Source organism: Actinophytocola sp. (genome assembly GCF_045807065.1).
Taxonomy (GTDB): domain Bacteria; phylum Actinomycetota; class Actinomycetes; order Mycobacteriales; family Pseudonocardiaceae; genus Actinophytocola.
Map to the genome: position 1 here is coordinate 1 of NZ_JBJMIE010000038.1, position 24,854 is coordinate 24,854.

The window sequence follows — 24,854 nt, forward strand, 5'->3', positions numbered from 1 at the left end:
AGATCGGCTCGATCGGCAGCCGCTGCACCTTGGTCCGGCGGCTGTAGCGGGAGATGCGGGCGGTGCCGGGATCGATGACGTACTTGATGCCCGGCACCGTCAGCGACGTCTCGGCCACGTTCGTGGCCAGCACGATCCGCCGGCCGGTGTGCCGCTGGAAGACGCGGTGCTGCTCGGCGTGCGAGAGCCGGGCGTAGAGCGGCAGCACCTCCGTCGACCGGAGGTTCTTCTTTATCAGCGCGTCCGCGGTGTCGCGGATCTCCCGCTCGCCGGAGAGGAACACGAGGACGTCGCCGGGGCCCTCGGCGGACAGCTCGTCGACCGCGTCGAGGATGGCCTGCGTCTGGTCACGGTCCGGATCGGCGTCCGGGTCGTCGGGGTCCACGATCGGGCGGTACCGGACCTCCACCGGGTACGTGCGACCCGACACCTCGACAATTGGCGCGTCGTCGAAGTGCCGGGAGAACCGCTCGGGGTCGATTGTCGCCGAGGTGATGATCACCTTGAGGTCGGGGCGGCGCGGCAGCAGGCGCTTGAGGTAGCCGAGGATGAAGTCGATGTTGAGGCTGCGCTCGTGCGCCTCGTCGATGATCAGCGTGTCGTACTGGTGCAGCAGCCGGTCCGACTGCAGCTCGGCGAGCAGGATGCCGTCGGTCATGAGCTTGACGTAGGTGCGGTCGCTGACGTCGTCGGTGAAGCGGACCTTCCACCCGACGGCGTCGCCCAGCCTGACGTCCAGCTCGTCGGAGATCCGCTCCGCGACCGTGCGCGCGGCGATCCGGCGGGGCTGCGTGTGGCCGATCATCCCCCGCACGCCACGCCCCAGCTCGAGGCAGATCTTCGGCAGCTGCGTCGTCTTGCCGGAGCCGGTCTCCCCCGCGACGATCACGACCTGGTGCTCGGCGACGGCCTTCGCGATCTCGTCGCGGCGCTGGCTGATCGGCAGCTCGTCCGGGTAGGTGATCTTCGGGACGGCGGCGGCGCGCGCGGCCACGCGGCGTGCGGCCTTCTCGACGTCCGCCGCGATCTCGTCGACGCGCGCCTGCCTGACCTCGGCATTCCTGAGCTTGCCCAGGCCGTCGAGGCGACGACTCAACCGACGCTCGTCACGGAGCGTCAGTTCGGGGAGGCGGGCACGCAGGCTGGCGGGTGTAGTCATCGCAACATCGAGCCTAACGGCGTGCACGAACCAGTTATTTCCCCGCCCGGCGAGAGCGGGCACAGAGCGTGTGCGCTCTGGTCGTGCGCACGCTACTCGAAGCGGGTGAGGTCACCCGCGCCCTCGCGGACGACCTCCATCTCGTCGTCGGAGAAGTCGATCACCGTGGTGGGTTCGGTGCCGCAGTCGCCGGAGTCGATCACCGCGTCCACGGCGTGGTCGAGCATCTCCTTGATCTCCCAGCCCTGGGTCATGGGCTCGTCCTCGCCCGGCATCAGCAGTGTGGTCGACACCAGCGGCTCGCCCCGCTCGGCGTGGTTGGGCTGGGTGACCACGTGGTCGGGGATGCGCACGCCGACGGTTCGCTTCCTGGGGTGCATGAGCCGGCGCGGCACCTCCTTGGTCGCCGGCAGGATGAACGTGTACGGGCCCGGGGTCGCGGACTTGACCGCGCGGAAGACCGTGTTCGTCAGGTAGACGAACTGCCCCAGCTGGGCGAAGTCGTGGCACACGAGCGTGAAGTGGTGCCGGTCGTCGAGCTGGCGGATGGCGCGGATGCGGTCCAGGCCGTCCTTGTTGCCGAGCAGGCACCCGAGCGCGAAGCACGAGTCGGTCGGGTACGCGATCAGGCCGCCGGACCGCACCAGGTCGACCACCTGGCCGATGGACCGGCGCTGCGGGTTCTCCGGGTGCACGTCGAAGTACTTCGCCACCCCGGCGAGCCTAGATCCTCACCTGCGTGGTCATGAGGCGGGTCAGCTCGGCCTCCGGGTCGTCGGTCAGACCGGCGTGTGCCGGCGAGGTCTGCAGGATCGTGCTGCGTGGCGCGGTGAGCCACCGGAAGCGCTGCCCGACCGAGCTGCGCGCCATCGGTCCCGTGCCCTCGCACGCCTGGTACATCGACCGCAACGCGTCGGCGAGCACCTCGACGTCCAGCGCCGGGTCCAGCGCGCGCAGCCGGTCGGCGTCGACGTCGCTCGCGCAGCGCAGGAAGCGCAGCGACGCGCAGTAGACGATGGCGCCCACGTTCATGAACTCACCGCGCTCCGGGCGTGGCACGGCACGCACGAGGGCGTACTCAAACACGTGCGGCACGGGTCTCCTCCAGAGCTGCCACCCAGTTCGGCGCGTCGGCCAGGCGTGCGGTGAAGTATGCCGCGTAGGCCGCGCGCACCTGTTCGGGTGACCCGAACGCCGGGTCCAGCCAGTCGTCGGGTACGAGCGCCAGGACCTCGTCGACCAGCGCCGGCGTGAGCCGCGGCCGCAGCTCGGCGTCCACCTCGGTGACCGACGCCGGATTCGCCGCCATCATGACGTGCTCCGAGGCGTCGTACCGGTAGCTGGCCGCGGGTGTCCAGCCCGGCGCCCAGCGGTGGTGGAAGATCAGCGACGCGCCGTGGTCGATCAGCCAGGCCTGGCGGTGCCACAGCAGCATGTTCGGGTTGCGCCAGCTGCGGTCGACGTTGAGCACGAGCGTGTCGAACCACAGCAGCCGCGCGGCGAGGTCGGGGCCGGGGTCGCGCACGCGGGGGTTGAAGTCGAACGACCCGGGGAGGTAGTCGATGCCGAGGTTGACCCCGGCACTGGCACGCAGCAGGTCCTGGATCTCCTCGTCCGGCTCGGCGCGGGACAGCTCCGGGTCCAGGCCGACCAGCACGATCTCGGGCACGCGGAAGCCGAGCCGACGCGCCAGCTCGCCGACGATGATCTCGGCGGTCAGCGCCTTGAGGCCCTGGCCGGCGCCCCGGAACTTCAGGACGTACATGCCGAGGTCGTTCGCCTCGACGAGTCCGGGCAGGGAGCCTCCCTCCCGGAACGGCGTCACGTAGCGGGTGGCCGCCACGGTCCGCAGGCTGCGTTGATCCACGGGCGAATCATGACAGGTCACGCGTCGTCGGCACCGGGCGTGTTCGGACTCACCCGCCGGGTCGAGGGTGGGTTTCCGCTCGCCGCCGGCTACCGCGGCGAGCCCGGGCCGGACGAGACCGGTCGCGTGACCGATCCCGCCGACCCGACCGGGTCGTGCTCAGTGGGAAGACATGACGCCCCCAAACTGTCGCGGGGAGGCGGCGCCCGTCACATCCGCTGTGCGATCCGTCTGGCCTCGTCGTACCGCTCGAGGACCTCCTCGCCGTGCAGGTCGACCAGGTACTCGCGGCCGCGGCGCACGGCGACGGGTTGCAGGTGCGGCAGCAGCGGGTTGTCGACCACGACGGTGTTGTTGGCCCGGAACTCGTACGCGCGGATGGGCGTCGTGAGGCTCAGGTTCACGACGGTGTGGTTCCAGCCCTTCTGGATCGGCAGCAGATCACCTCTGTGCTGCACGGCCTCGTACTCGAGGTTGTCGCCGAACAGTGTGAGCGCGCCCTCCTCGCCACAGGCGTAGACCATGACGATGACATCCGTCTCCGGGTGCCAGTGCGCGTTGGCGATGAAACCCGGCGGCACGTCCAGGCCGCCGGCGCAGATGTCGATCTCTGGCGCGTTGCCTTCCGGACGTCCGTCGACCAGTGGGCGGATCCGATGCCCCTGCGGGGTGAGCACCGGATCGATCGACTCGAAAGGGATTGCGGTGGGAGGTTTGGTCAACATGGTGCGTTCCTCTCCGTGGGCATTCCTCTCCTTGGGCACGTTGCTCGCCCGTCGGACCGGCGGGCGAGCCTGGCCAGCCATCCCTGTCCGTGCGCGGTGCCGTCACAGAGTTTGGGGGTTGCGGAGAAATAACGGGAGATGTGACGCCGATTTGTTGGCGAGAAGTTGCCATTGCAACTGTGGTGGTCATGAAATCGCAAGTCGATTGTTTGCCAGCAGGCAAGCATGGGTGCTGCACGCGCCGTCTGCACGTGCAGAACAGCAACAAAATCGTGTCCCGTAAAGGTTTGCGTTGTGGCCAGTTAGACAGGTATGACGCGTCTCAATGTATTGACAAATGCCCGGCAAGCGTGCGAACGCCAAGTGAGAACGACAATTGTCCCGGGTATTCAGGGGCAATCGTCGGCATTTGCTGTCACCCGGGGAATTCGGGCCTCATCGGCCCGTGGGAACACCGGCCGCGGCCGGATCGGAGGGGTGCGGGGGGCCGTTGGCGGTCCGCGGGGAGCCGAGGCGGTGTCACCTTCCGCTCGCCGAACGGCGCGCCGGCAACAGCCGACGGCACGCCGAGCGACGGCGGACCGCCGACGATGACCGTCACGAGGCTGGTGAGCGCGAGCGGGCCCGCCCCTATAGTCGCCGGCGGGAGGGCTGAGCGATGAAGGCCGTGGTGTACGACGACTACGGGGCCGTGCCGGCGGTGACCGAGGTGCCGGCGCCCGCCTGCCCACCGGGCGGCGCGGTGCTCGAGGTCCGGGCGACCGGCGTGTGCCGGTCGGACTGGCACGCCTGGCGCGGGCATGATCCGGTGCCGCTGCCGCACGTGCCCGGGCACGAGTGGGCCGGCGTGGTGGCCGAGGTCGGCGCGGACGTGACGCTGTGGCGGCCCGGGGACCGCGTGACCGTGCCGTTCGTGTGCGGGTGCGGCACCTGCGCGTACTGCCTCGCCGGCGACGCGCAGGTCTGCCCACGCCAGACACAGCCCGGTTTCACCGGCCCGGGCTCGTTCGCCGAGCGCGTGGCGATCCACGCGGCGGACACGAACCTGGTGGCATTGCCCGACTCGGTGGACTTCGTGACGGCCGCGTCACTCGGCTGCCGCTTCGCCACGGCGTTCCGCGCGGTGACCGCCCACGGCCGGGTGGGCACCGGGGACTGGCTGGCCGTGCACGGCTGCGGCGGGGTGGGCCTGTCGGCGGTCATGATCGGGGTGGCACTGGGCGCACGCGTGGTCGCGGTGGACATCGCGGCCGTGGCGCTGGACCGGGCGCGCGCGTTGGGCGCCGAGCACGTCGTGGCGGCCACCGCCGACACGGCGGCCACGATCCGCGAGCTGACCGGCGGGGGCGCCACGGTGTCGATCGACGCGCTGGGCTCGCCGCGGACCGCGGCGGCGTCGGTGCGCTGCCTGCGCCGCCGGGGCCGGCACGTGCAGGCCGGCCTGCTGCTGGCCGGCCCGACCCCGCTGCCGATGGACGTGGTCGTGGCACACGAGCTGGCGATCCACGGCACGCACGGCCTGGCGGCGGCCGGGTACCCGCCACTGCTGGCCATGATCGCCGACGGGACGCTGCGGCCGGAGCTGTTGGTGGGCAAGGTGATCGGGCTCGACGACGCGCCGGCCGCGCTCGCCGCCATGGACCACCCACCGGCAGATGCCGGCATGACCGTGGTCGCCCTCGGCGCGGATCACGGTGCGGCCACATAGCCATTACCGCGGAGTTTCCGCGCCGCAATTGTCATCAACGGACAGTTTTGGTGGACTGACCGCAAAACCGTGGTCACTCAGCGAAGCGTACGGATTACAGTCCGTATCACTCACCGGTCTGACGACTTTGCCCCCCATCAGTCTGGCCAGGAAAGGACAATCTGGACAAACGATTTGCACGGGCAACGAAGGTGCGATTTCCCGCCGGAGCCCAATGCCCAGGCGTCCACGCGAGGTTTTGTGAACCGCGCAGCAGCTCCGAATTCCTGTCACCACTGATTCATCGGTCCCGGCACCCCATTCCTGGTCGCACTGGAAAACGCGAACCACACCGTTCGTCGACAGTTCTTGGTGGGCTGCCCCGCCAGCGAGCGGAACGGCCCGCAGGGACGGCCTCTTGCCGGCCGCCGCCGCGCCGCGGCGCCGCCCATCACGTGGCCCGGCACGCCGAGCTGGCGCGTTCCAGGGGTCGCGCACACTGCTCGATGTCGGTCAGGTAGCCGAGCGCGGCGAGCAGCTGGTCGGGGCGGGCCGAAGCCACGAGATCGCGACCCGCGACTCGGTGAAGCCCCGCGTGGACCCGTCGCTGTTTTCCCTCCTGATTCACGAGGTATTGCCGAAATACCACTACTCGACGGTAACCAAGCCCTGCGCCGTTTTGAACGGCGCACGCGGGAACTGTCACCGGCGTCAGCGGAAAAGCGCGGCCATTTTGTCACGAGGGCGCGAATGACGGTTTTACCCGGATGGGTGTTACCGTTCGTCCGGTGCGGGCACGGGAGCGGCGGGTCATCGAGGCGGTCGCGGCGTGCCTCGGCGCCGAGCCGGACCCGCGGGTGCTGGCGTCGACGATCGGCACCGCGGCGGGGGCCACCGGATGTGCGCTGGTCGTCGCGGGTGAGCGCTACCAGTGGGGCGACGGCGGACCCTGGCTCGAGCAGGTGGTCACCTACGGCGGCGAGCCGCAGGGCGTCCTCGCGGTCACGCCCGAGGCGGTCGGGCCGCTGCCGGCCGTCGCCGCGGTGCTCGGCCTGCCGCTGGCGGTGATCCGGCTGACCACGGAGACCGACCGGCTGCGCCGCGAGGGCGACGCGGCCGCGCGGGAACTGGTGGACGACCGCTGGCGGGCCGCCGCGGAGATGGAGCAGGAGCGGCGCGGCCTGGAGCGCGACCTGCACGACGGCGCGCAGCACCACCTCGTCGCGCTGCGGATGCGCCTCGCGCTCGTCGAGCACACGGGCCGGGGCGTGGACGACCTGCTCAAGCGGCTGGACACCGCCGAGCGGGTACTGGTCGACACGGCCGGCGGCGTGCTGCCGGTCGCACTGGTCAACGGCGGTCTCGCGGCGGCGCTGAAGGCGGAGTTGGCCAGCCACGCGGACGTCACCCTCGACATCGGGGGGCTGCGGCGCCGGTACCCGTCGGTGGTCGAGACGGCGGTGTACTTCGTGTGCATGGAGGCCGTGAACAACGCGCACAAGCACGCGCGCGGGGCGCGGATCACGGTGTCCGCCCGGGACAGCTACCGCGGCCTGGAGTTCGAGGTCACCGACGACGGCCCGGGGTTCGTCGTGACGCCCAGCTCGGGCCTGCGCAACCTGACCACCCGCGCGGCGGATGTCGGCGGCACCGCCGAGGTCGTCTCCGCACCCGGCCAGGGCACCACGGTCCGCGGCGTCGTCCCGTTGTGAACGCTCACCCGTCGATCTTCTGGGCGCGCAGGTAGGCAAGGACGGCCAGCACGCGGCGGTGGTGCACGGTCTGGTCGCCGGGCAGGTCGAGCTTGGCGAAGATCGCGGCCGAGTGCTTCTCCACGGCCTTCGGCGACACGAACAGCTCCTGGGCGATCGCGTTGTTCGTGCGGCCCTCGGCCATCAGGCGGAGCACGTCCAGCTCGCGTTCGGAGAGTGCGGCCAGCGGGCTGTCGGCCGGGGCCTGCACGAGCCGCTTGGCCAGTACCGGCTCGATGACGATCTCGCCCGCGGCGATGCGGTCCAGGGTGTCGGCCAGCACCTGCACACCGGCGATGCGTTCCTTCAGCCGGTACCCGATGCGCTCGGCGCCGATCTCCAGCACGCGCATCAGGTAGTGCGTCTCCGCGTAGTGCGACAGCAGCAGCAGGCCGGTCTCGGGACGCAGTGCGCGGATCCGTTCCGCCGTGGTCAGCCCGCCGTCCGGCTCGGGCGGCATGCGGATGTCGAGGATGGCGACGTCCACCGGCTCGGTGACGACGATCTTCAGCAGGGCGTCGCCGTCCGCGACGGTGCCGACCACCTCGTGGCCGGCGGCCCCCAACAGCAGGACCAGGCCCTCGCGGAACAGGGCGCCGTCCTCGGCGATGGCTACGCGCATCGCAGCACCGCCCGGTGGTGACGTGGTGTGTCCCAGCCCGGTTGCAGATCGGTGATGTGCACCCGCACGAACCGCCTCCCTCGCACGCGCACCCGCACGGCACTGCCCGGGCACAGGGTGTGCAGGTGGTCGGCGACCAGCAGGCCTGTGCGGGAACGGGCCTCGGAACCCAGTTCGCGGCGCGGCAGGTCCAGCCGCAGCCGCAGGTCACGCCGCTCGGCGACCGAGCGCAGCGCCGGCTCCAGCCCGGCGCTGACCAGGACCGGCGGGTACAGGGTGGAACCGAGCCCGCGGAGGTCGTCGATGGCGCGGCGCAGCGTGCCCAGCGCGGCGTCCAGCCGGGCCTCGGTGTCAGGGTCGTCGACCGCCATGGAGATCAAGCCTAGTTCCAGCGCCAGCGCGGACATGTCGGCGGCCGCGCCGTCGTGCAGGAAGCGTTCCATGTCGCACCGCAGCCGCGCGACGTCGCGGTCGGGCGCGCACAACCACGTACCCGACCGCGACGACCCACGCACGACTCCACCCACCGCACCAGCCTCCTTGCCCGAACGGGCATCAGCAAGGGTGTGTACCCCACCGGGAGGTAGGGACATCCCCACCCCCCTTTAGGATTCCTACCGGCTGTCGCCGACCGGACGCGGGGAGTCGCACATATGCCGTACGGAGTGGGCATCGATCTCGGGACCTCGTTCACCTCGGTGGCGGCGCACGGCCCTGGCGGAGCACGGATGGTGCCGCTGTCACCCGACGTGGTCGTTCCCTCGGTGGTCTACGCGGCGCCCGACGGCACACTGCTGACCGGTGCGGCGGCCGAGCGGGCGGTGCGGGCCGGCACCGAGCCCGGCCGGGTGGCGCGCGGGTTCAAGCGGCGCCTCGGCGACCCGACGCCGCTGGTGCTCGGCGGTGCGGCCTACTCCCCGGCCGCACTGATGGCCGCGCAGCTCCGGGACGTCCTCGCCCAGGTCACCCGCGTGCTGGGCGAGCCGCCGTCCTCGGTCGTGCTGACCTGCCCCGCCATCTGGGGGCCGTACCGGCGGGAGCACTTCGCCGAGGTGCCGCGCCTGGCGGACCTGCCGGGGAGCCACCTGATCACCGAGCCGGAGGCGGCCGCGACCCACTACTCCGCGGAACGCACGCTGGGCGACGGCGAGGTCGTCGCGGTGTACGACCTCGGCGGCGGCACGTTCGACACCACCATCCTGCGGATGCGGTCGGGCGGCATGGAGATCCTCGGCACCCCGGAGGGCATCGAGCACCTCGGCGGCATCGACTTCGACGAGACGCTGCTGGCACACGTCGACGACCGGCTCGACGGCGCGGTCAGCGCGCTCGACCGGACCGACCCGGCGCAGGCCGCTGCGCTGGCCGAGATCCGGACATTGTGCGTGCGGGCCAAGGAGGAGCTGTCGACCGAGCCGGACGTCGAGCTGACCCTGCCGCTGCCGTCCGGGCCGCGCCAGCTGCTGATCACGCGGCTGCAGCTGAACGACATGATCCGGCCGTCGGTGCGGCTGACGACCGACGGGCTGCGCAGGACGATCGCCTCCGCCGGGCTGAGACCCGAGGACCTGTCCGCGATCCTGCTGGCCGGTGGCTCGTCCCGCATCCCGCTCGTGCAGCAGTTCGTGCACGAGGAGTTCGGCAAGCCCGTGCGGGCGGCACTGCACCCCAAGTTCACCGTGGCCCTGGGCGCCGCGGCCAGCCTGGCCCGGCCCGCGCCGTCCCAGGAGACCACGCGGCAGCTGGCACCCGTCTCACCGCCGATGGGCATCCCCCGGCAGACACCACCCGTGGCGTCGCTGCCCGCCGGGGTGCTCCGTGGCCGGCGGCGGAGGTGGCTCGTGCCGGTCGCCGCCGCGGCGGTGGTCGCGCTCGTCGCGGCCGTGACGGCGATGGTGCTGACCGCCGGCAGCGACCCGGTGCGCACGGCCAGCGCCGGCTCGACCGTCACCACCGACACGACCACCTCCACGGTCGCGACGCCGGGCCCGTCGGTCGTGCCGCCCGCGGGCGGGAGCGCGACGACCTCGACGAGGACCGAGCCGACCGCGCCGGTCATACCGGGGCAGCCCAAGCCGCCGACGCTGTGGGTCTACGACAGCGGGCCCGTGCCGCCGTTCCACAGCCTGATCGCCTCCACGGAGAACTGGTCCGGAGTGGACTTCGGTGACGAGGGCGCGCGGCAGAAGCCGATCTCGGCGGCCCCGGACGGCAACGGTGGCCTGCGGGTGAAGTGGACCGGCGGCTCACCCGGGCAGATCTACCTGCAGAACGTCGCCGACGCGCGGGACCTGACGTCCTATGTGAACTCGGGCGGCGCGCTCGTGTTCGACGTCGTGGTGCACCAGCCGCCGGCCGACCGCACGACGGTCGCGGTGCACTGCATCTACCCGTGCGCCTCCGAGGTCGAGGCGACGAAGCTGTTCCGCGACATGCACCCGGAGACCAGGACCACGGTGAAGATCCCGCTGACCTGCTTCACCGCGCACGGCCTCAACGCCGCCATGGTCAACACGCCTTTCCTGGTCTACACCGGGGGCGCCTTCGACGCGACGTTCTCCGACATCCGTTGGGAGTCGGCCGTGCCGGACGCCATCCCGTGCACCGACCTGAGTTAGGGCGTGACCCCGGGAGCGACGGTGTAGCACGCCGGGCGGAGGTCCGCCGGCAGTGATCCCACGAACGCGCCGACCTCCCTCAGTGCGACGCCGGGTCCGATGTGGAGTGTCCGGCCGCGGGTGCCGGGTAGCGGCTTCACCACGGGCGCGGGTTGGCCGTCCCGGTGGATCACCGCGCCGTCTGGGGTGGACGTCACCGTCAGGCCGGCGCACGGGAGCGTGCCCCGGCGGCGCCACACGTCGCCGAGCGAGATCAGCCCGTCCCGCAGCGCCGCGACCGCCCACACGTCCGGCATAGCCCCTCCGTTCCACCACCCCCTCTGCCCGGGACACGGCTCCCACCGGGTGAACGGTTCACGGCTGGGGATAGCCCTACCCGGTGAAGCGGGACAACCCCCCGGGTCGGAGGGATAGACCCAGCGATTTCGGTGGCCACAGCGACCAGGCTCGTTCCCAACGGAACAGGTGCGTTCCCAACCGGAACCGGGGAGGAAAGCAGATGGCCACCATGGACAACGTCGTCGAGGCACACGGCCCCGCTCTACTCGCCTACGCGACCCGGCTGACCGGCGGGGACCGCCACGCCGCCGAGGACGTCGTGCAGGAGACCTGGTTGCGGGCCTGGCGGCACGTCGACCGGCTGACCGAGGACCGCGGGTCGGTGCGCGGGTGGCTCATGCGGGTGGCGCACAACATCGCGATCGACCAGCACCGCGGCCGCCGCGCCCGGCCGACCGAGGTCGAGCTGCCGGAGCTGGACGTGCCCGGCACGCCCGTGATCCCCGCGCCGAGCGACGAGGTGGAGACCCGGGTGGTCGTCGACGCCGTGCTGGACAACCTGTCCACGGAACACCGCACCACGCTGGTGGAGGTCTACTTCGCCGACCGCACCGCGAGATCGGCGGCGTCCGTGCTCGGCGTGCCCGTCGGCACCGTGAAGAGCCGGGTCCACCACGCGCTCAACACGCTGCGCTGCGTCCTGCCCCAGCGGCGGCTCGAAGCCGCCTGACACGCGTCGAGAAGAAAAGACCGAGCCCACCACGTGCTGGTGGGCTCGGCCAGGTTCGTTCCACCCTGAGTACCGGCGTGCGCCGGGGTCGTGCGACTGATCGTCAACCGAACTCGCGCCCGAAGGCCACCATGAGATCCCCCTTTTCTCGCCACTACTTACCCTTCCAGGTAATCAGAAAACGAACCTCCTCGCCACCGAGTAGTCTGTCGCGACCCCGCTGGTGAGGTGCACCTGTTCTCGTCGCTCCGGCATCGGGGGCGCCGATGGCGTGCCACAGCGAAACTTCCGGTCCGCGTGAGCGCTCCAGAATGCGCGGACCAGCGTGCTACTCTTTTTCCGGAGAACATTGGTTCCGGAATTATCGGAAATTCTCGGAAATTGGACATTCCTGAGATCTCAACGAGGAGATTCTCGCGATGATCAGAAGACGAATCCTCAGCTGGCTCGGCGCGGCCCTGCTGGGCGCCGGGCTGCTCGTGGGGCAGTCGGCACCCGCGTCGGCCGCCTCGCTGGTGGAGATCACCAACTTCGGCACGAACCCCAGCGGGCTGCGCATGCACCTGTACGTGCCGGACGGCGTGCCGGCGAACCCCGCCGTCCTGGTCGCCGTGCACTACTGCACCGGCACCGGGCCCGCGTTCTACAGCGGCACGGAGTTCGCGCGGCTGGCCGACCAGTACAAGTTCATCGTGATCTACCCGTCGGCGACCCGCAGCGGGCAGTGCTTCGACGTGTACACGAACGAGGCGTTGCACCGCAACGGGGGCAGCGATCCCGTCGGCATCCGCTCGATGGTCAGCTACGTGCAGCAGCGGTACAACGCCGACTCGAACCGGATCTTCGTGACCGGCGCGTCGTCCGGCGCGATGATGACCAACGTCCTGCTCGGCGACTACCCGGACGTGTTCAAGGCGGGCGCGGCGTTCATGGGCGTGCCGGCCACGTGCTTCGCGACCACGCCGCCGAACACGTGGAACAGCGACTGCGCCAACGGGAACGTCGTCAAGACGGCGCAGCAGTGGGGCGACGCGGCCCGCGCGATGGACCCCGGGTACTCGGGTCCGCGGCCCCGCATGCAGCTCTGGCACGGCACGGCGGACACGACACTGCACTACCCGAACTTCGGTGAGGAGATCAAGCAGTGGACGAACGTGCTCGGCGTGAGCCAGACCCCGTCGTCCACCGACACCCCGCAGTCCGGCTGGACCAGGACGCGCTACGGCGGCACCGGCACGACGGCCCCGGTCGAGGCGATCAGCGTCAACGGTGTCGGGCACAGCCTGCCGCTCGCCGGTCAGGCGGCGATGGCGATCGCGTTCTTCGGCCTGAACACGAGCACTCCCCCGCCGACCGACCCGCCGCCGACGAACCCGCCGCCCTCGGGTGGGGCGTGCGCCGTGGAGTACACCGTGAGCGCGTGGAACACCGGACTGACCGCGACCATCAAGGTCACCAACGGCACGACGAGCGCGGTCAACGGCTGGACGCTCCAGTTCGCGCTGCCGAGCGGGCAGACCATCACGTCCAGTTGGGGCGCCTCGTACTCGCCGGTCAGCGGCCAGGTCACGGCGACGCCCGCGTCCTACAACACGACGATCAACGCGAACAGCTCGGTGAGCTTCGGCTTCCAGGCCAACCACACCGGCAACACCGCTGAGCCGTCGTCGTTCGCGCTCAACGGAACCGCCTGCACGGTGTCCTGACGCGGACAACCGGGGCCCGGCACTGCCGGGCCCCGGTTCTCACTCATCCGAGGTAGCTGGACAGGCACACCATGTCCGGCTCGAAGCCGAGCGACCGCCAGAACTGGTGGTCGTCCTCGGCACCCGCGCAGGACAGGTAGCGGATGGTGTGCGCGTCGCGCTCCCGCAGCCACTCGATGGCGGCCACCGCCAGCGCGCTGCTGATCCCCTTGCCGCGCGAGGACGGCACGACGTACAGCGAGTCGATCCGCCCGGCCCGGCCGGGCAACAGCCCGTCCTCGACGTCCATCCAACCGTTGACGAAGCCGACGATGTCACCGTCGCATGCCACGAGGCAGAACGCGTCGCGGTGCCACGCGGACACGTCCAGCATGCGCGACAGGTTCCGCCTGCCCCGCTCGGTGAGCGGGCCGCTGTCCGGGACCTCCCGGCACATGCGGTCCCACAGGTGCCCGACGGCGTCACCCTCGCCGTCGTGAATTCTCCTGATCTCCATGCTCTTCCCTCCGTTGCCGAATGTGTCACCGATCGGCACGGAAGGCGGAGCACGCGGCCATGTCTAACGTCAACCAGGCATGGCGCCAGGATAGTCGGAGGTCCGCGCCCCCGGTATCCCCGAACCGTCAGACCGCGGTGAGGAACTGGTCGGGGCGCAGTGCGCGGGACACGATGCGGGTGTCGCCAATCCACCCGTAGAACCCCTGGCCGAACTGCTCCGCGAACTGGGTTGCACCGATGACGAACGGCTTGCCGAGGGTCGAGATGCCCCGGGACTCCTCCGCGGCGTTGCGGGTGATCTTCGAGCCGTCCACGTGGATCACCGTGTGGTGGCCGTCGTTCACGACGGCGACGTGGGTCCAGCGGCCGACGGGCAGCGCGTGGCTCCACGACGTCGGGTCGGCGTCCCCGGGCACCGGGTACACGACGAACTGCAGGAACCGCTCGCCCGACAGGTTCAGGCTGCACGTCGGCTCGTCCGGGGACCAGCCGCTGTGCTTGCCGGCGTCCCCGGCGCGGCCTTCCCAGCTCAGGATGCCCATCCACGCGTGCTCGCCCTCGAAGGGCGCCGGCAGCTTCAGGAACGTCTCGATCGTGTAGCCCGACTCGAACGTCATGCTGTTGATGGGCGCGTTCACACCGGTGTGCAGGATCGCGCCGCGGTCGGGGCGCTGGCCGCCGTCGAACCGGAGGCTCGCGTGCGCGGGCTGCGCGTCGTGGTGGTCGGCCGACCAGGTGAGCACCTCCGGCGGGCCGCCGTGCAGGCGCTCGGCGGTGAGATCGTTGCCGTTGCCGGTCAGGTCGCGGGCCACCGTGCCGGCGGCGACCGGGGCACCGTCCTGCCCCGGCGTGAACCCGGCCGCGTCGAACCGCCAGTACGCGACCGTGCCACGCGGCATCACCGCACGCGGCGGACGCGGGGCGGGCAGCTCGGGCGGGGCGAACCCCGCGAACCGCTCACGGAAGTCGATCGCGATGCTGAACCGGTCGACGTCGCCGGTCAGCTCGACGGTCTCGGCCTCGAGCGGGGTGCGCGTCCGCTTGGCCAGCAGCCACGGCGACAGCGTCTGCACGTCGATCACGTCGCGGGCCAGGTCGAACCCGTACAGCCGCACCATGCCGGCGCCGCCGTAGTAGCGGTCCTGGTAGTTCGTGATGTGAACGTGAACGTCGTGGCCGAAGTCGTTGCGCAGCGTCACCCGCCCCGGCGGCCAGTAGTGCCCGCCCATCGCCAGGAAGAACTGGTCGTTGCCGCGGATCAGGCCGTCCCAGAGGCGCTGCCCGTGCTCGGACAGCGTGGCGTGCCCGGCGTCGTCCGCCCAGGCCAGGTCGTGGGTCGTCAGGATCGCGGGCAGGTGCGGGTGATCGTGCACAACGCGCTGGGCCCACCGGAGCCCGGTGTCGGACACCCGCCAGTCCATGGCGAGCTGCAGCCACTCCCGCCCGCCCGCGGTGAAGACGTGGAAGCTGTTGTAGCCGCCGGGTGACGAGCCGCGGTAGGTGGGCACGCGGGTGAACCGCCGGGGCCCGAACGTGCGCAGGTACTGGGAGTCGCCGCGCTGGTCGTCGCTGCCGGAGTCGATGTCGTGGTTCCCGGCCAGGACGCTGTAGGGCATGGTCGGCACCATGACCCGGTCGGCCGCGCGCATCTCGGTCTCGGTGCCGTGCTCGGTGACGTCGCCGAGGTGGGCCATGAACACGACGCCGGACTTCGCGAGGTAGCGCAGCGTCTCCCGCACCGGCTCGTGGTCCGAACCACCCTCGTCGAGCAGGTACTGGGTGTCCGGCAGCACCGCGACGGTGAAGCGGCCGGACCGGACGTCGGGGCGGCCGCCCGGTTCGGCGGTCGCGGGCACGACCCCGGCGACCACGGTCCCGGAGACGACGGCGGCGAGCGGCGCGCTGGCCGCGGCCCACAGCAGGTTTCGACGCGAGACGTTGTCCACGTGCGACAGCCTTGGCCGACCCGCTGGCGAGCCGGTGACGGCCAGCGGAACCGCGCTCGTCGGTCAGCCGAACTCGGAGTGCGGCCAGCGGTCAGAGCGGCGCCAGCGGGCCCGGGTAGGCGGCCGGGGACACGCAGCTGTCCAGCGACACGAGCGAGCAGAACGCCGGCGGCTTGACCGGTGTGTAGCCGGGCGGCACGCCATGGGCGCCGATCAGGGACCGGTACGTGGCGACCGCGTCGGTGGGGTGGCGGGTCAGCGCCGGGTCGGTCAGGGCGTCCACTGTGTACAGTCCGAAGCGCGGCCGGTAGCTGCCCCACTCGTAGTTGTCGGTGATGCTCCAGTAGTTGTAGCCGATCACGTCGATGCCGTCGGCCTTCGCGCGCTGGAGCCAGTAGACGTGGTCGCGCAGGTGGTCCGACCGCGTGTAGCCGTCGGGGCGCGGGAGGCCGTTGTCGGTCGGCATGCCGTTCTCCACCACGTAGACCGGCAGTGCCGGGAACTTCCGCGCGTAGTACCGCATCGCGTAGTAGATGCCGTCCGGTTGGGGGTCGATCTTCCAGAACTCGCCGCTCGCGCCGTGGATGGCCGAGAGGTTGTCCAGGCTGGCGCCGTAGTAGTAGTCCAGGCCCATGAAGTCCAGCTTGTCCGCGACGTGGTCGATGAAGCTCGCGTCCATCGCGACCTGCGCGCCGGCCGGCAGGTAGGCCGCCGTGCTGGACACCATGGCACCCGGGTCCAGCTGGTGGATCAGGTCGTAGGCCCGCCGGTGCACGGTGACCAGCCGGGACAGCATCCACGGCGCCTGCCACGCCTGGAGCCCGCCGTTGCCGATCTCGTTCTGCACGTAGGTCGTCGCCTCGTTGACGGTGATCCAGATGGCGCCCTTGCCCTTGTACCGGTCGACCACGCGGCGCGCGTTGGCCAGCCAGTCGTCGACGGTGGCGGCGGAGTCCCAGCCGCCCTGGTCGACCACCCAGCCCGGGTACACCCAGTGGTCCAGAGTGATCATGGGCCGCATGCCGGCCGCCACGATGTGCGCGACCACATCGTCGTAGTACGCGAGCTCCGCCTGGTCCAGCACGCCCTTGCGGGGCTCGATCCGCGCCCACTCCACGCCGAACCGGAACACCTTGACGCCCATGGCCTTCGCGTTCGCGATGTCCTCGGCGTAGCGGTGCCGGAAGTCCACCGCGTCGACGTACGGGTCCTTGATCGACGACGTGTGCGCCTGCTCGTAGCGCCGCCAGTTGCTGTCCGGCGCCGAGCCCTCCGACTGGTACCCCGACGTCGCCACCCCCCACAGGAACTCGTCCGGCACGGCCCGGGCCGGCGACGCCCCGACCGAGGCGATCATGCCGGCGAGTACGGCGAGAACGGCTCCGAGAACTGTGCTGCGGCGCATGGGTCCTCCCGGCGGAGACGGCGAGGCCTGATGCTACTCGGGAGTAGGTACGTTGGCCAGTAGTCGGCCGGTCACCGTGAGACCGCCCTCGGGGCGCGTACTGGCCTCGACCTGAGCGCCGTGCGCGGCGACGATCGGCAGTCCCATGCCGAGGCCGTCACCGATGGCGGTGCGGTCGGGGGTCAGCCGGGCGAAGGGTTGGAAGAGGTTGGTCCAGCTGGTCCGGCGGGACCGCCCGAGACCTGGATCAGGGCGTGCGAGCCGTTGGTGCGCCACGGCTCGCCGCTCGACTCCAACCGTGTCAGCACGTCCGCGGGCACGCCCACCACGACGTCGGACTTGAGAGTGCGGACCGCGACCACCGGGCCGGGGAAGTACTCCGTGACCGTCTCGAACGCGGTGTCGGCCGGCCACGCCTGGTCGCCGACTAGACGGCGGTAGTTCAGATCCCCCTTCATGACGGTGACCGTCGCGGTCGCGAAGTCCTCCGCCAGGTCCGCCGGCATCTCGTGGTAGGTCCAGGGCGCCACCGAGAACGGGTGCGCACGCACCGCCACGGCGCCGGACCGGACCGCCTGCCACAGCCGTTCCCCCGCCGCCTCGGTCGGACCACCGCGTAGGCGGCGCAGGGCCGCCAGCACGTCGGCCATCGTCGCGTCGGAGGTGAAGTACGGGTATGCCTTGACGTGCAACAGGATCTCCTCGGCGCGGCCGGTGGTCAGCAGGTGGTCGGCCAGCAGCAGGTCGGGCACCAGCTCCCGACCCGAGTTGTCGGCGACGACGCACACGAGGCCGGTCAGCAGCGGCCACATCGCCGCGCTGTCGTCGACCACCAGCGCGCTCGCCCGGCCGCCCCGCACCTGTAGCTGGAACCCCAGGTCGGCCTGGTTGCCCCACAACGACGCGGTCAGCAGCGCGTCCGGGTCGGGCCGCGCGCCGAGCGTGTCCAGCTCGTCCGCCAGCTCCCGGCCGCGCAGCTCCGCGGACTTCGCGGGCTCGAACGGGTCGACGCCGCGCCACGGCCCCGGCCGGAAGTAGCCGACCGCCTCGAGCAGCTTGCGGTAGAAGAAGCTCTCGGCCCACAGGAACGGCACGTCGTACCAGGACTCGCCGAGGTAGTCGCGGCCCCACTGCGCCCAGACGTCGTGATCGTGGGCGTCCGGCGGCAGCGGGCGGACGGCGCCGGTGATCTCCTCGGCCAGCTCGTCGAGCGCCCGCAGGCGGTCGGGCGAGTACGGCAGCCCGTCGCGGACCTTGGCGATCAGCTTCGGGTGCCGGTCGTGCAGGACACTGTGGGGGAACGAACCCGGCGGGCTGGTCAGCACAGGATTGGGCACGCCCGAGTATGTCAGTGGTCCGCGTGGCGCGCCCTGTTCGCGTCCGGCTGCGGGCGCAGCCCGTCGAGTACCACGGCGACACCCCGACCGCGGGCGGCCGGTGTCGGTAGCCGCTGCTCCATGACGAGCGTGCCCGCGATGATCGCGTGGAGTTCGCCGATCCCGACGTCCGTGCGCACGGCGCCCAGGCGCTGAGCTCGCTCCAGCAGCACCCGCAGTGCCTCGGCGAGGTGCCCACCGGCGTCCCGGACGGAGTCGGCGACGTCGTCGGCGGTGGTGAACGCCGCGGTGAGGGCGAGGTGGTCGCGCGCGCTGTCGACGAGCTGGCGGAAGAAGTCGAAGAACGCCTGGCCCGCGTCCCGCGCCTCGGCGCGGCGACGCGCATCCTCGGCGAGGCCGGCCAGCCGCTCGGCGATGACCGCGGCCAGCAGCTCCTGCTTGGTCGGGAAGTGCCGGTGCACCGTCCCCGCGCCCAGGCCGGCCCGCCGCGCGATCTCGTCCAGGCTGATCGACGGGCCATCCGTGGCGAACGCGTCCCTGGCGACGGCGAGGACACGCTCCCGGTTGCGCAGTGCGTCGGCCCGCGGGCGCCGGACGGCTCTGCCGGATGGCGGCACCGAGTCGGGCATGACCACGATCCAATCCTTGTAACCGGGGCGCTCGCCCCGTATCTTGAACCGGGGCGCTCGCCCCGCTTCTGTCGGACAGCTCAGCGAGGAGACTATGATGATCGTCGTGACCGGCGCCAACGGCCGCTTCGGGCGCCAGGTGCTGGAGCACCTCCTGCACACCCAGCCGGCAGGCGACCTGGTCGCCAGCGTTCGGGACCCGGCGCGAGCAGGCGAATGGGAACGCCGCGGCGTCCCGGTCCGGCGGGGCGACTTCGACGATGCCGCCAGCCTCGGCCAGGCGTTCGCCGGCGCCGACACGGTGCTGCTGAACGCGACCAACTACGGGACCGCCCCACAGGCCCGCGCGCGGCAGCAGGCCACGGCCGTCCGCGCCGCCGAGCAGGCGCGCGTGCGTCGGATCGTGTTCACCAGCTGGCCCGATCTGGAGGCGTACCCGCACGACTCGGCCGCCGACTACCGGCAGACGGAGAAGCTGCTGTCCGGCTCGGGCATGGCCTTCTCCGTCCTCCGGCTGACCTACGGGCTGGCCGACGTCGTGGCCCGCGACGTGCGCACCGCGCTCGGCACCGGGGTGCTGACCGCCCCCGCCGGCACCGCCCGCACCGCTCCCGCCGCCACCGGCGAGCTCGCCGAGGCGACCGCCAACGCCCTGGTCGAAAGCGGTCATGACGGCGCGGTTCTCGAGCTGACCGGCCCGGACGCCATCACCTGGCACGACCTCGCCGCGCTCGCGTCCACACTGGCCGGCACCGACATCGCGTACCGGTCCGTGTCCGAGCAGGAGTTCCGGCGGCACTCCCTCGCGAACGGGTTCCCGGAAGCCGTTCTGGACGAGCTGATCGCGATCTACGCCGCGTTCCGCGCCGGCTGGACCGCCACACCCAGTGCGGACCTCACCCGCCTGCTGCACCGCCCCGCCACGCCGGCCGGGGAGGCGGTACGCCAAGCCGTCCAGCCGCCGCGGTAGAGGCGGTCGCCGACGGGTGCGCGGGCGGGTCGAACGGTCAGCTCCCCGCCAGCAGTTGGTCGCCCAGCGGGGTGCGGTGGTAGAGGACCGCGCGGCCGTCGCGGCGGGTGGTCAGGATTCCCGCCGCACGCAGGGATCTCAGGTGCACGTTCAGCGTCGGCGCGCTCAGGTCCAGCTGTGCGGCCAGCTGTGTCGTCGACATCGGCAGTTCCAGCAGTGCCAGGATCATGGCCCTGGTGCGGCCGATCACCGCCGCCAGTGGCGGCTCGGCCGTGCCCGGTGCCGACTCCCACAGCCTGCCCAACCCGCGTGGCGAGTACTTCAGGCTCGGCAGCGGGTCCGCCGTGCTCACCTGCACGTCCGGCCACACGAACGCGCACGGCACCAGCAGCAGCCCTCGACCCCGCAGCTGGGCGCGGCCCTCGTAGTATTTCACGATCGTCAGCAGGTCGCCGCGCATCGCCACCGACGGGTGCAGCGTGCGGAACAGCCGCGTGACCCCGCCGGTCGCCAGCTCGTCCAGCCGGTGGGCGAGGTCGGCCTGCAGCAACGCGTGCACGCGGGGCCAGTGCGGTGCCACCGCCGCGTGCCAGTACCGCTCCAGTTCGGACACGATCCGCGTCATCGCGCGTTCCGGGTCGGCGAGCAGGTCCCGCATCAGCGCGGCGCGCCGGGCGCGGCCGGGGCCCTGCTGCGCGACCCGATGCTGGGCGAGGTGCGCCAGTTCGGCGGCGACGACGTCGGTTGCCGCGGCGGCCACCTGCTCGAGGCTCGACTCGATCGTCGTCGTGCGGCCGGCTGGGGTGGGCACGAGGAAATCCGGCACGTAGCCGGTCGGCCGGACCAGGGAGGTCAGCAACTCGAGGTCCACGCCGTCGAGCCGCCGCCGGACGGTCGCGAGCCACGGGCCGTGCAGCCCACCGGACTGGTCGAGCGACAGCGTGCGCAGGCTCGCGACGGTCTCCGCGACGGGTGAGAACGCGAACCGGATCCGCCGGTAGTCCTCCGGTGTGAACGCCAGCTCGATCATTAGCTCCCAGCCTAATCGTCGGTCGGGAGGCCGTGCCGCTGCCAGAGTCGCTGCCATGCATAACAATCTGCTCGAGGCCTACGCGCGGCTGCACGACGCCGGACCCGAGTTCGGCGGCGACGAGGACGGCGACCACGGGCTCACCAACCACGGCCCGATGGCGGCCGAGGTCGTGGTCCGGCGTGGGCTCGACGTCCGCCTGGACGCGTGGCTGGACCGGTACGTCACGCGCCTGACCGAGCTGCCGGTGCCGACGGCGCGGATCACAGACTGGCGTGCGGCACTCGGTGACGCCAGGCGGATCGCCGACTGGACCGCGTTCTTCCGCGCCGAGGTCCGCGCCCGGCCCTGGCGGGAGGCGCTGGCCACCTGGTGGCCGCGGCTGCTCCCGGGCATCGCCGCCGGCTCGACGCACGGCGTGATCCGCGTCGGCCACGCCGTGCGCACGCTGACCGCGACGACCGGGGAGCATGCGCTCGACGAGTTGGCCAACGGGCTCGCGTTCTGGGCCGCCCGAGCCCGCCCCCTGCCCGGCGGCAGCGGGCGCGGGACCCTCTCCCCCGCCGCCGCGCTCGACGCGCTGCCCACACTGCCCGACCGGACGGGGTTCATCGCACACCGCCTCACCCGGCTGGGCGCGTTGCCCGCGTGGCCGGGCGCGGTCGCGTCGCTGGACGTGCCGGCCGACCCCGACGGCGTGCCGGCCGTGCTCGCCGCGCTCGTCGACGCCGCGACCGTCCGATACCTGCGCGTGGGCCGGGACTCGCCGGTGCTGCTCGTGCACACGGCGACCGCGCCGAACGCGGTCCTGCACTGCCTTCCCGTGCTGCCGAGGGAACTGTGGGGACCGAGCCTCACCGCGGCCTGGACCGCGGCGGCCGCCGTCACCGTCACCTACGCCGGCCCGCCTGCCCGGGCCACCGCGTCGTCTCGGGCCGACGACCCGGCCGGCGTGCTGCTGGACCGCGCCGCCGACCACCAGGACGAGCACGTGCTCAAGTTCGCCGACACGGCCGTCGAGTCCTACGAGCGAACCGGGAACGGCGACGCGCTGGCGGCCGCGCACCTGGCGGCGGACCTCATTCCGACACCCGCTCGCTGAACGCCGCGGTACTGGATGCCGTGGTGCTGAATGCCGTGGCACTGAACGCCGCGGTGCTGGCGGACGCCTTCCTCTCACTGGGAGTGGGGAAGGCGTCCGTCATGGCGTTTTCGGTCGCCGGCCGGGAGCGACGGGACCGTGGGCAGTGGCGGCAGGGCGGCGTTACCCGGATTAGACCAATCTGCGCAACTGACCCACTGAACATCGCAATTTCTTGACACCCGGAACCGGTTCCGGTAAAGATCCGACGTAAGGTTGCGCGTTTCCCCTGCATGGATCGATCAAGGACAAGGGCTGTCCCAAGGAGATCCGATGACTCGTCGGCAACTGTCCTTCGCGACGCTCGCGGGCGTGGCCCTCGCCATGGGGCTGGCCGCCGCGGGTGGTGTTAACGCTCACGCCGCGCCGGGTACGACGGCGTGGCAGAACGGCGCCTTCGTCGTGGACACCCCGAACCTCGTACACCGCTCGGACATCGTCCTCGGGCGGCCCAACGCGGCCGCGACCGAGTCGATGCCGCTCGGCAACGGCCAGCTCGGCGCGGCCGTCTGGGCGGCCGGCGGCTTCACCGCACAGCTCAACCGCACCGACACCTTCCCCGACCGCAAGTCCCCCGGGCAGGTCGTGATCCCCGGCCTGGCCAGGATGACCTCGGCCGCGGACTACAGCGGCCGGCTCGACCTGTACGACGGGATGTTCCGCCAGTCCGGTGGCGGCATGACCGCGACGACCTACGTACGCGCGGACACCCAGCAGCTGGTCGTCGACGTCACCGGCGCCGATCCGAACAGCACCCAGACCGCGCGGGTGGCACTGTGGGGCGGCCGGGCGCCGACGGCCCGCGCGGCGGGCGGTACCGCCGTGCTCGCCGAGACCTGGACGGACAACGCGGCGACCGGCGCGTCCGGCCGCACGTTCGGCACGCTGGCCGGGATCTCGGCGGGCGGCCGGAGCGTCGCGGCGTCCACCCCGGACGCCACGACGGCACAGGTCAGCTTCCAGCCCAACACGAACGGGTCGTTCCGCGTGGTGGTCGCGGCGCCGTCGTGGACCGGCGGCGATCCCGTCGCGACCGCCAACACGGCACTCGACGACGCGCAGACCCGGCCGGAGACCGAGGTGCGGCAGGCGCATCTGGCGTGGTGGCACGACTACTGGCAGCGCGTCGGGCTCATCAAGATCACCTCGGCGGACGGGTCCGGCGACTACGTGGAGAACCTGCGCACGATCTTCCTCTACGCCAGCGCGGCGCAGAGCCGTGGCCAGCTGCCCGGCTCCCAGGCCGGTGTCGCCGACCTGTTCACGTTCTCACAGGACCGGCAGGACTGGTATCCGGCGGGTTACTGGTTCTGGAACCTCCGCATGCAGGTGGCCGCGAACCTCGCGGCGGGCGTGCCGGACCTCAACGACCCGCTCTTCCGGCTCTACCGCGACAATGTGAGCGCTGTCAGCGCGTGGACCACCGCGCACCTCCCGAACCGGCAGGGCCTGTGCGTGCCGGAGACGATGCGCTTCAACGGCAACGGCTACTACGCCGGCGGTGAGGCGCAGAGCAACGCGTCGTGCGACTCGACCATCGCGCCGAGCTGGAACTCGTTGACCGTGACCACCGGCGCGGAGATCGGGCTGTGGGTCTGGCAGCACTACCTGTTCTCGGACGACCGCGCGAACCTGACGGCCAACTACCCCCTGATCGGCGGTGCTGCCGAGTTCCTGCTGTCCCACGCCACGACCGGCGCCGACGGCAGGCTGCACACGTTCTCCAACGCGCACGAGACGCAGTGGGGGGTGAACGATCCCACGACCGACATCGCGGCGATGCAGGCTTTCCTGCCGGTCGCCGTGAAGGCCGCGCAGACGCTCGGCGTGGACGGCGACCTCGTGAACCGCCTCAACGCGGCCATCCCGAAGCTCCCACCGCTCCCCCGCACCGACACCGCCACGCAGACGCAAGTGCTCGGTCCGGACGCGGACGCCGCCGGCACCACCATGATCGGCATGTCCGCGCAGCCCACCGCCCAGCGGCGCAACAGCGAGAACATCGGCCTCGAGGCCGTGTGGCCGTACTCGCTGGTCGGCGACAGCACGCTGACGGCGGTCGGCAGGAGAACGTTCACCTCGCGCCCGTACGTCAACAGCAACACCTGGAGCTACGACGCCCTGCAGGCGGCGCGGCTGGGGCTGCCCACCGACATGAGGAACGCGCTGCTGAACGCGGTCCGCGCGTTCCAGGTCTACCCGTCCGGCATGGCGAGCTTCACCAGGCAGCCCGCCAACCAGCCCTACATCGAGCAGATCGGCGTGCTGGCCGCGACCGTGCCCGAGGCGCTCGTGCAGTCCTACGACGGCCTGCTGCGGATCGCCCCGGCCTGGCCCGCCGACTGGACCGGCGAGGGCACGGTCGCGATCCCGCACAACTCGCGCGTGCACGTCCAGGTGTCGGGCGGGACCGCGACGACGGTCGCGATCAGCTCGGGTGCGAACCAGCAGCTGAGCGTCCGCAGCCCCTGGCCGGGCCAGAGCGTGCGGGTCGTGGACGGGCAGTCGGGCGCCGTCGTGGTCGCGCCGACGACGAGTGGCACGCTCACAGTTCCCGCGCGGCAAGGGAAGAAGTACCTCGTCGAGCGCTCCGGCGCGCCGACGCTGAACCAGCCGTTCGCGGCCCTGACGGGCACTCCCGCGACCGCGGCGCGGCGCTTGGACCAGGTGAGCATCGGGCTCGCCGGCGGCTCGGCGCCGAGCGGCACGGTCAGCCTCCGGTCCCGGGCGAACAGCCTGTATGTGAGCGCCCCC

At 71.6% G+C, this 24,854-nt stretch carries 22 protein-coding genes; 8 read left to right on the forward strand and 14 right to left on the reverse strand.

The genetic code is table 11. The features are described from left to right. The 5 genes from ACJ73U_RS02095 to ACJ73U_RS02115 all read right to left on the reverse strand — a co-directional run. Positions 1 to 1,159, reverse strand: a 1,159-nt coding sequence (locus ACJ73U_RS02095; protein ID WP_407775768.1) for a helicase-related protein, incomplete at its 3' end; no start/stop codon positions are given. Positions 1,160 to 1,251: 92 nt separating this feature from the next. Continuing rightward, on the reverse strand, positions 1,252 to 1,872 hold the full coding sequence (locus ACJ73U_RS02100) for an L-threonylcarbamoyladenylate synthase (protein WP_407775769.1): 621 nt from the start codon (positions 1,870 to 1,872) through the stop codon (positions 1,252 to 1,254). A 10-nt stretch (positions 1,873 to 1,882) separates the two neighbouring features. Continuing rightward, the gene (locus ACJ73U_RS02105) at positions 1,883 to 2,254 is read right to left on the reverse strand and encodes a DUF3037 domain-containing protein (protein WP_407775770.1); all 372 of its coding nucleotides are present in this window, start codon (positions 2,252 to 2,254) and stop codon (positions 1,883 to 1,885) included. Next, positions 2,238 to 3,026 carry a HipA family kinase gene (locus ACJ73U_RS02110; protein ID WP_407775771.1) on the reverse strand — a complete coding sequence of 263 codons (789 nt, stop codon included), beginning with the start codon at positions 3,024 to 3,026 and terminating at the stop codon, positions 2,238 to 2,240. Before ACJ73U_RS02110 ends, ACJ73U_RS02105 begins: the two co-directional genes overlap by 17 nt. A gap of 209 nt (positions 3,027 to 3,235) precedes the next feature. Then, entirely contained in the window at positions 3,236 to 3,751 is a 516-nt protein-coding gene (locus tag ACJ73U_RS02115; RefSeq protein WP_407775772.1) for a hypothetical protein, read from the reverse strand. Positions 3,752 to 4,409: 658 nt separating this feature from the next. Here ACJ73U_RS02115 and ACJ73U_RS02120 point away from each other — a divergent pair. After that, positions 4,410 to 5,459 carry an alcohol dehydrogenase catalytic domain-containing protein gene (locus ACJ73U_RS02120; protein WP_407775773.1) on the forward strand — a complete coding sequence of 350 codons (1,050 nt, stop codon included), beginning with the start codon at positions 4,410 to 4,412 and terminating at the stop codon, positions 5,457 to 5,459. 767 nt (positions 5,460 to 6,226) lie between these two features. Beyond that, positions 6,227 to 7,150, forward strand: a complete 924-nt coding sequence (locus tag ACJ73U_RS02125) for a sensor histidine kinase (RefSeq protein WP_407775774.1) — start codon at positions 6,227 to 6,229, stop codon at positions 7,148 to 7,150. Positions 7,151 to 7,154: 4 nt separating this feature from the next. Here ACJ73U_RS02125 and ACJ73U_RS02130 read toward each other — a convergent pair whose 3' ends face one another. Continuing rightward, a complete protein-coding gene (locus tag ACJ73U_RS02130) occupies positions 7,155 to 7,811 on the reverse strand; it encodes a response regulator transcription factor (protein ID WP_407775775.1) in 657 nt (218 codons plus the stop codon). Then, positions 7,802 to 8,338, reverse strand: coding sequence for a histidine kinase (locus tag ACJ73U_RS02135; protein ID WP_407775776.1), 537 nt, complete (start codon positions 8,336 to 8,338; stop codon positions 7,802 to 7,804). Before ACJ73U_RS02135 ends, ACJ73U_RS02130 begins: the two co-directional genes overlap by 10 nt. A gap of 126 nt (positions 8,339 to 8,464) precedes the next feature. Here ACJ73U_RS02135 and ACJ73U_RS02140 point away from each other — a divergent pair, with 126 nt between their 5' ends. Continuing rightward, positions 8,465 to 10,429, forward strand: coding sequence for an Hsp70 family protein (locus ACJ73U_RS02140; RefSeq protein WP_407775777.1), 1,965 nt, complete (start codon positions 8,465 to 8,467; stop codon positions 10,427 to 10,429). On the opposite strand, the gene ACJ73U_RS02145 is transcribed toward ACJ73U_RS02140, so the two are convergent. After that, the gene (locus tag ACJ73U_RS02145) at positions 10,426 to 10,725 is read right to left on the reverse strand and encodes a hypothetical protein (RefSeq protein ID WP_407775778.1); all 300 of its coding nucleotides are present in this window, start codon (positions 10,723 to 10,725) and stop codon (positions 10,426 to 10,428) included. The two genes, ACJ73U_RS02140 and ACJ73U_RS02145, sit on opposite strands and share 4 nt — an antisense overlap. A gap of 203 nt (positions 10,726 to 10,928) precedes the next feature. Between ACJ73U_RS02145 and ACJ73U_RS02150 the strand changes: the two genes are divergently transcribed. Both ACJ73U_RS02150 and ACJ73U_RS02155 read left to right on the forward strand, forming a co-directional pair. Next, positions 10,929 to 11,438 (forward strand): sigma-70 family RNA polymerase sigma factor, encoded by a 510-nt coding sequence (locus tag ACJ73U_RS02150; protein WP_407775779.1) that lies wholly within the window; start codon positions 10,929 to 10,931, stop codon positions 11,436 to 11,438. Between the two features lie 419 nt (positions 11,439 to 11,857). Then, the gene (locus ACJ73U_RS02155; RefSeq protein WP_407775780.1) at positions 11,858 to 13,144 is read left to right on the forward strand and encodes a PHB depolymerase family esterase; all 1,287 of its coding nucleotides are present in this window, start codon (positions 11,858 to 11,860) and stop codon (positions 13,142 to 13,144) included. A gap of 43 nt (positions 13,145 to 13,187) precedes the next feature. Here ACJ73U_RS02155 and ACJ73U_RS02160 read toward each other — a convergent pair whose 3' ends face one another. From ACJ73U_RS02160 to ACJ73U_RS02180, 5 genes are all read right to left on the reverse strand, one after another. Further along, positions 13,188 to 13,640: a GNAT family N-acetyltransferase gene (locus ACJ73U_RS02160; protein WP_407775781.1), complete on the reverse strand. Its 453-nt coding sequence runs from the start codon at positions 13,638 to 13,640 to the stop codon at positions 13,188 to 13,190. Between the two features lie 127 nt (positions 13,641 to 13,767). Further along, positions 13,768 to 15,588, reverse strand: a complete 1,821-nt coding sequence (locus tag ACJ73U_RS02165; protein ID WP_407775782.1) for a LamG-like jellyroll fold domain-containing protein — start codon at positions 15,586 to 15,588, stop codon at positions 13,768 to 13,770. Positions 15,589 to 15,679: 91 nt separating this feature from the next. Beyond that, positions 15,680 to 16,993 carry a family 1 glycosylhydrolase gene (locus ACJ73U_RS02170; RefSeq protein WP_407775783.1) on the reverse strand — a complete coding sequence of 438 codons (1,314 nt, stop codon included), beginning with the start codon at positions 16,991 to 16,993 and terminating at the stop codon, positions 15,680 to 15,682. Positions 16,994 to 17,175: 182 nt separating this feature from the next. Continuing rightward, complete coding sequence (locus tag ACJ73U_RS02175) at positions 17,176 to 18,330, reverse strand: damage-control phosphatase ARMT1 family protein (protein ID WP_407775784.1); 1,155 nt, start codon at positions 18,328 to 18,330, stop codon at positions 17,176 to 17,178. A gap of 11 nt (positions 18,331 to 18,341) precedes the next feature. Next, positions 18,342 to 18,959, reverse strand: a complete 618-nt coding sequence (locus tag ACJ73U_RS02180; protein WP_407775789.1) for a TetR/AcrR family transcriptional regulator — start codon at positions 18,957 to 18,959, stop codon at positions 18,342 to 18,344. Positions 18,960 to 19,056: 97 nt separating this feature from the next. On the opposite strand from ACJ73U_RS02180, the gene ACJ73U_RS02185 reads away from it, so the two are divergent. Then, on the forward strand, positions 19,057 to 19,929 hold the full coding sequence (locus ACJ73U_RS02185; protein WP_407775785.1) for an NAD(P)H-binding protein: 873 nt from the start codon (positions 19,057 to 19,059) through the stop codon (positions 19,927 to 19,929). A gap of 37 nt (positions 19,930 to 19,966) precedes the next feature. Here the strand turns inward: ACJ73U_RS02185 and ACJ73U_RS02190 are convergent, their stop codons facing one another. Further along, a complete protein-coding gene (locus ACJ73U_RS02190) occupies positions 19,967 to 20,959 on the reverse strand; it encodes a DUF5937 family protein (protein WP_407775786.1) in 993 nt (330 codons plus the stop codon). A 55-nt stretch (positions 20,960 to 21,014) separates the two neighbouring features. Here ACJ73U_RS02190 and ACJ73U_RS02195 point away from each other — a divergent pair, with 55 nt between their 5' ends. Continuing rightward, positions 21,015 to 22,061, forward strand: coding sequence for a hypothetical protein (locus tag ACJ73U_RS02195; RefSeq protein WP_407775787.1), 1,047 nt, complete (start codon positions 21,015 to 21,017; stop codon positions 22,059 to 22,061). A 312-nt stretch (positions 22,062 to 22,373) separates the two neighbouring features. After that, the coding region (locus tag ACJ73U_RS02200) for a glycosyl hydrolase family 95 catalytic domain-containing protein (protein ID WP_407775788.1) at positions 22,374 to 24,854 on the forward strand (2,481 nt) is incomplete at its 3' end.

Excerpts from the sequence above, each read along its gene's own strand:
- ACJ73U_RS02115 (WP_407775772.1), bottom strand. The coding sequence starts at position 3,751 with ATGTTGACCAAACCTCCCACCGCAATCCCTTTCGAGTCGATCGATCCG.
- ACJ73U_RS02120 (WP_407775773.1), top strand. The coding sequence starts at position 4,410 with ATGAAGGCCGTGGTGTACGACGACTACGGGGCCGTGCCGGCGGTGACC.
- ACJ73U_RS02130 (WP_407775775.1), bottom strand. The coding sequence starts at position 7,811 with ATGCGCGTAGCCATCGCCGAGGACGGCGCCCTGTTCCGCGAGGGCCTG.
- ACJ73U_RS02140 (WP_407775777.1), top strand. The coding sequence starts at position 8,465 with ATGCCGTACGGAGTGGGCATCGATCTCGGGACCTCGTTCACCTCGGTG.
- ACJ73U_RS02145 (WP_407775778.1), bottom strand. The coding sequence starts at position 10,725 with ATGCCGGACGTGTGGGCGGTCGCGGCGCTGCGGGACGGGCTGATCTCG.
- ACJ73U_RS02150 (WP_407775779.1), top strand. The coding sequence starts at position 10,929 with ATGGCCACCATGGACAACGTCGTCGAGGCACACGGCCCCGCTCTACTC.
- ACJ73U_RS02155 (WP_407775780.1), top strand. The coding sequence starts at position 11,858 with ATGATCAGAAGACGAATCCTCAGCTGGCTCGGCGCGGCCCTGCTGGGC.
- ACJ73U_RS02160 (WP_407775781.1), bottom strand. The coding sequence starts at position 13,640 with ATGGAGATCAGGAGAATTCACGACGGCGAGGGTGACGCCGTCGGGCAC.
- ACJ73U_RS02170 (WP_407775783.1), bottom strand. The coding sequence starts at position 16,993 with ATGCGCCGCAGCACAGTTCTCGGAGCCGTTCTCGCCGTACTCGCCGGC.
- ACJ73U_RS02180 (WP_407775789.1), bottom strand. The coding sequence starts at position 18,959 with ATGCCCGACTCGGTGCCGCCATCCGGCAGAGCCGTCCGGCGCCCGCGG.
- ACJ73U_RS02185 (WP_407775785.1), top strand. The coding sequence starts at position 19,057 with ATGATCGTCGTGACCGGCGCCAACGGCCGCTTCGGGCGCCAGGTGCTG.
- ACJ73U_RS02190 (WP_407775786.1), bottom strand. The coding sequence starts at position 20,959 with ATGATCGAGCTGGCGTTCACACCGGAGGACTACCGGCGGATCCGGTTC.
- ACJ73U_RS02195 (WP_407775787.1), top strand. The coding sequence starts at position 21,015 with ATGCATAACAATCTGCTCGAGGCCTACGCGCGGCTGCACGACGCCGGA.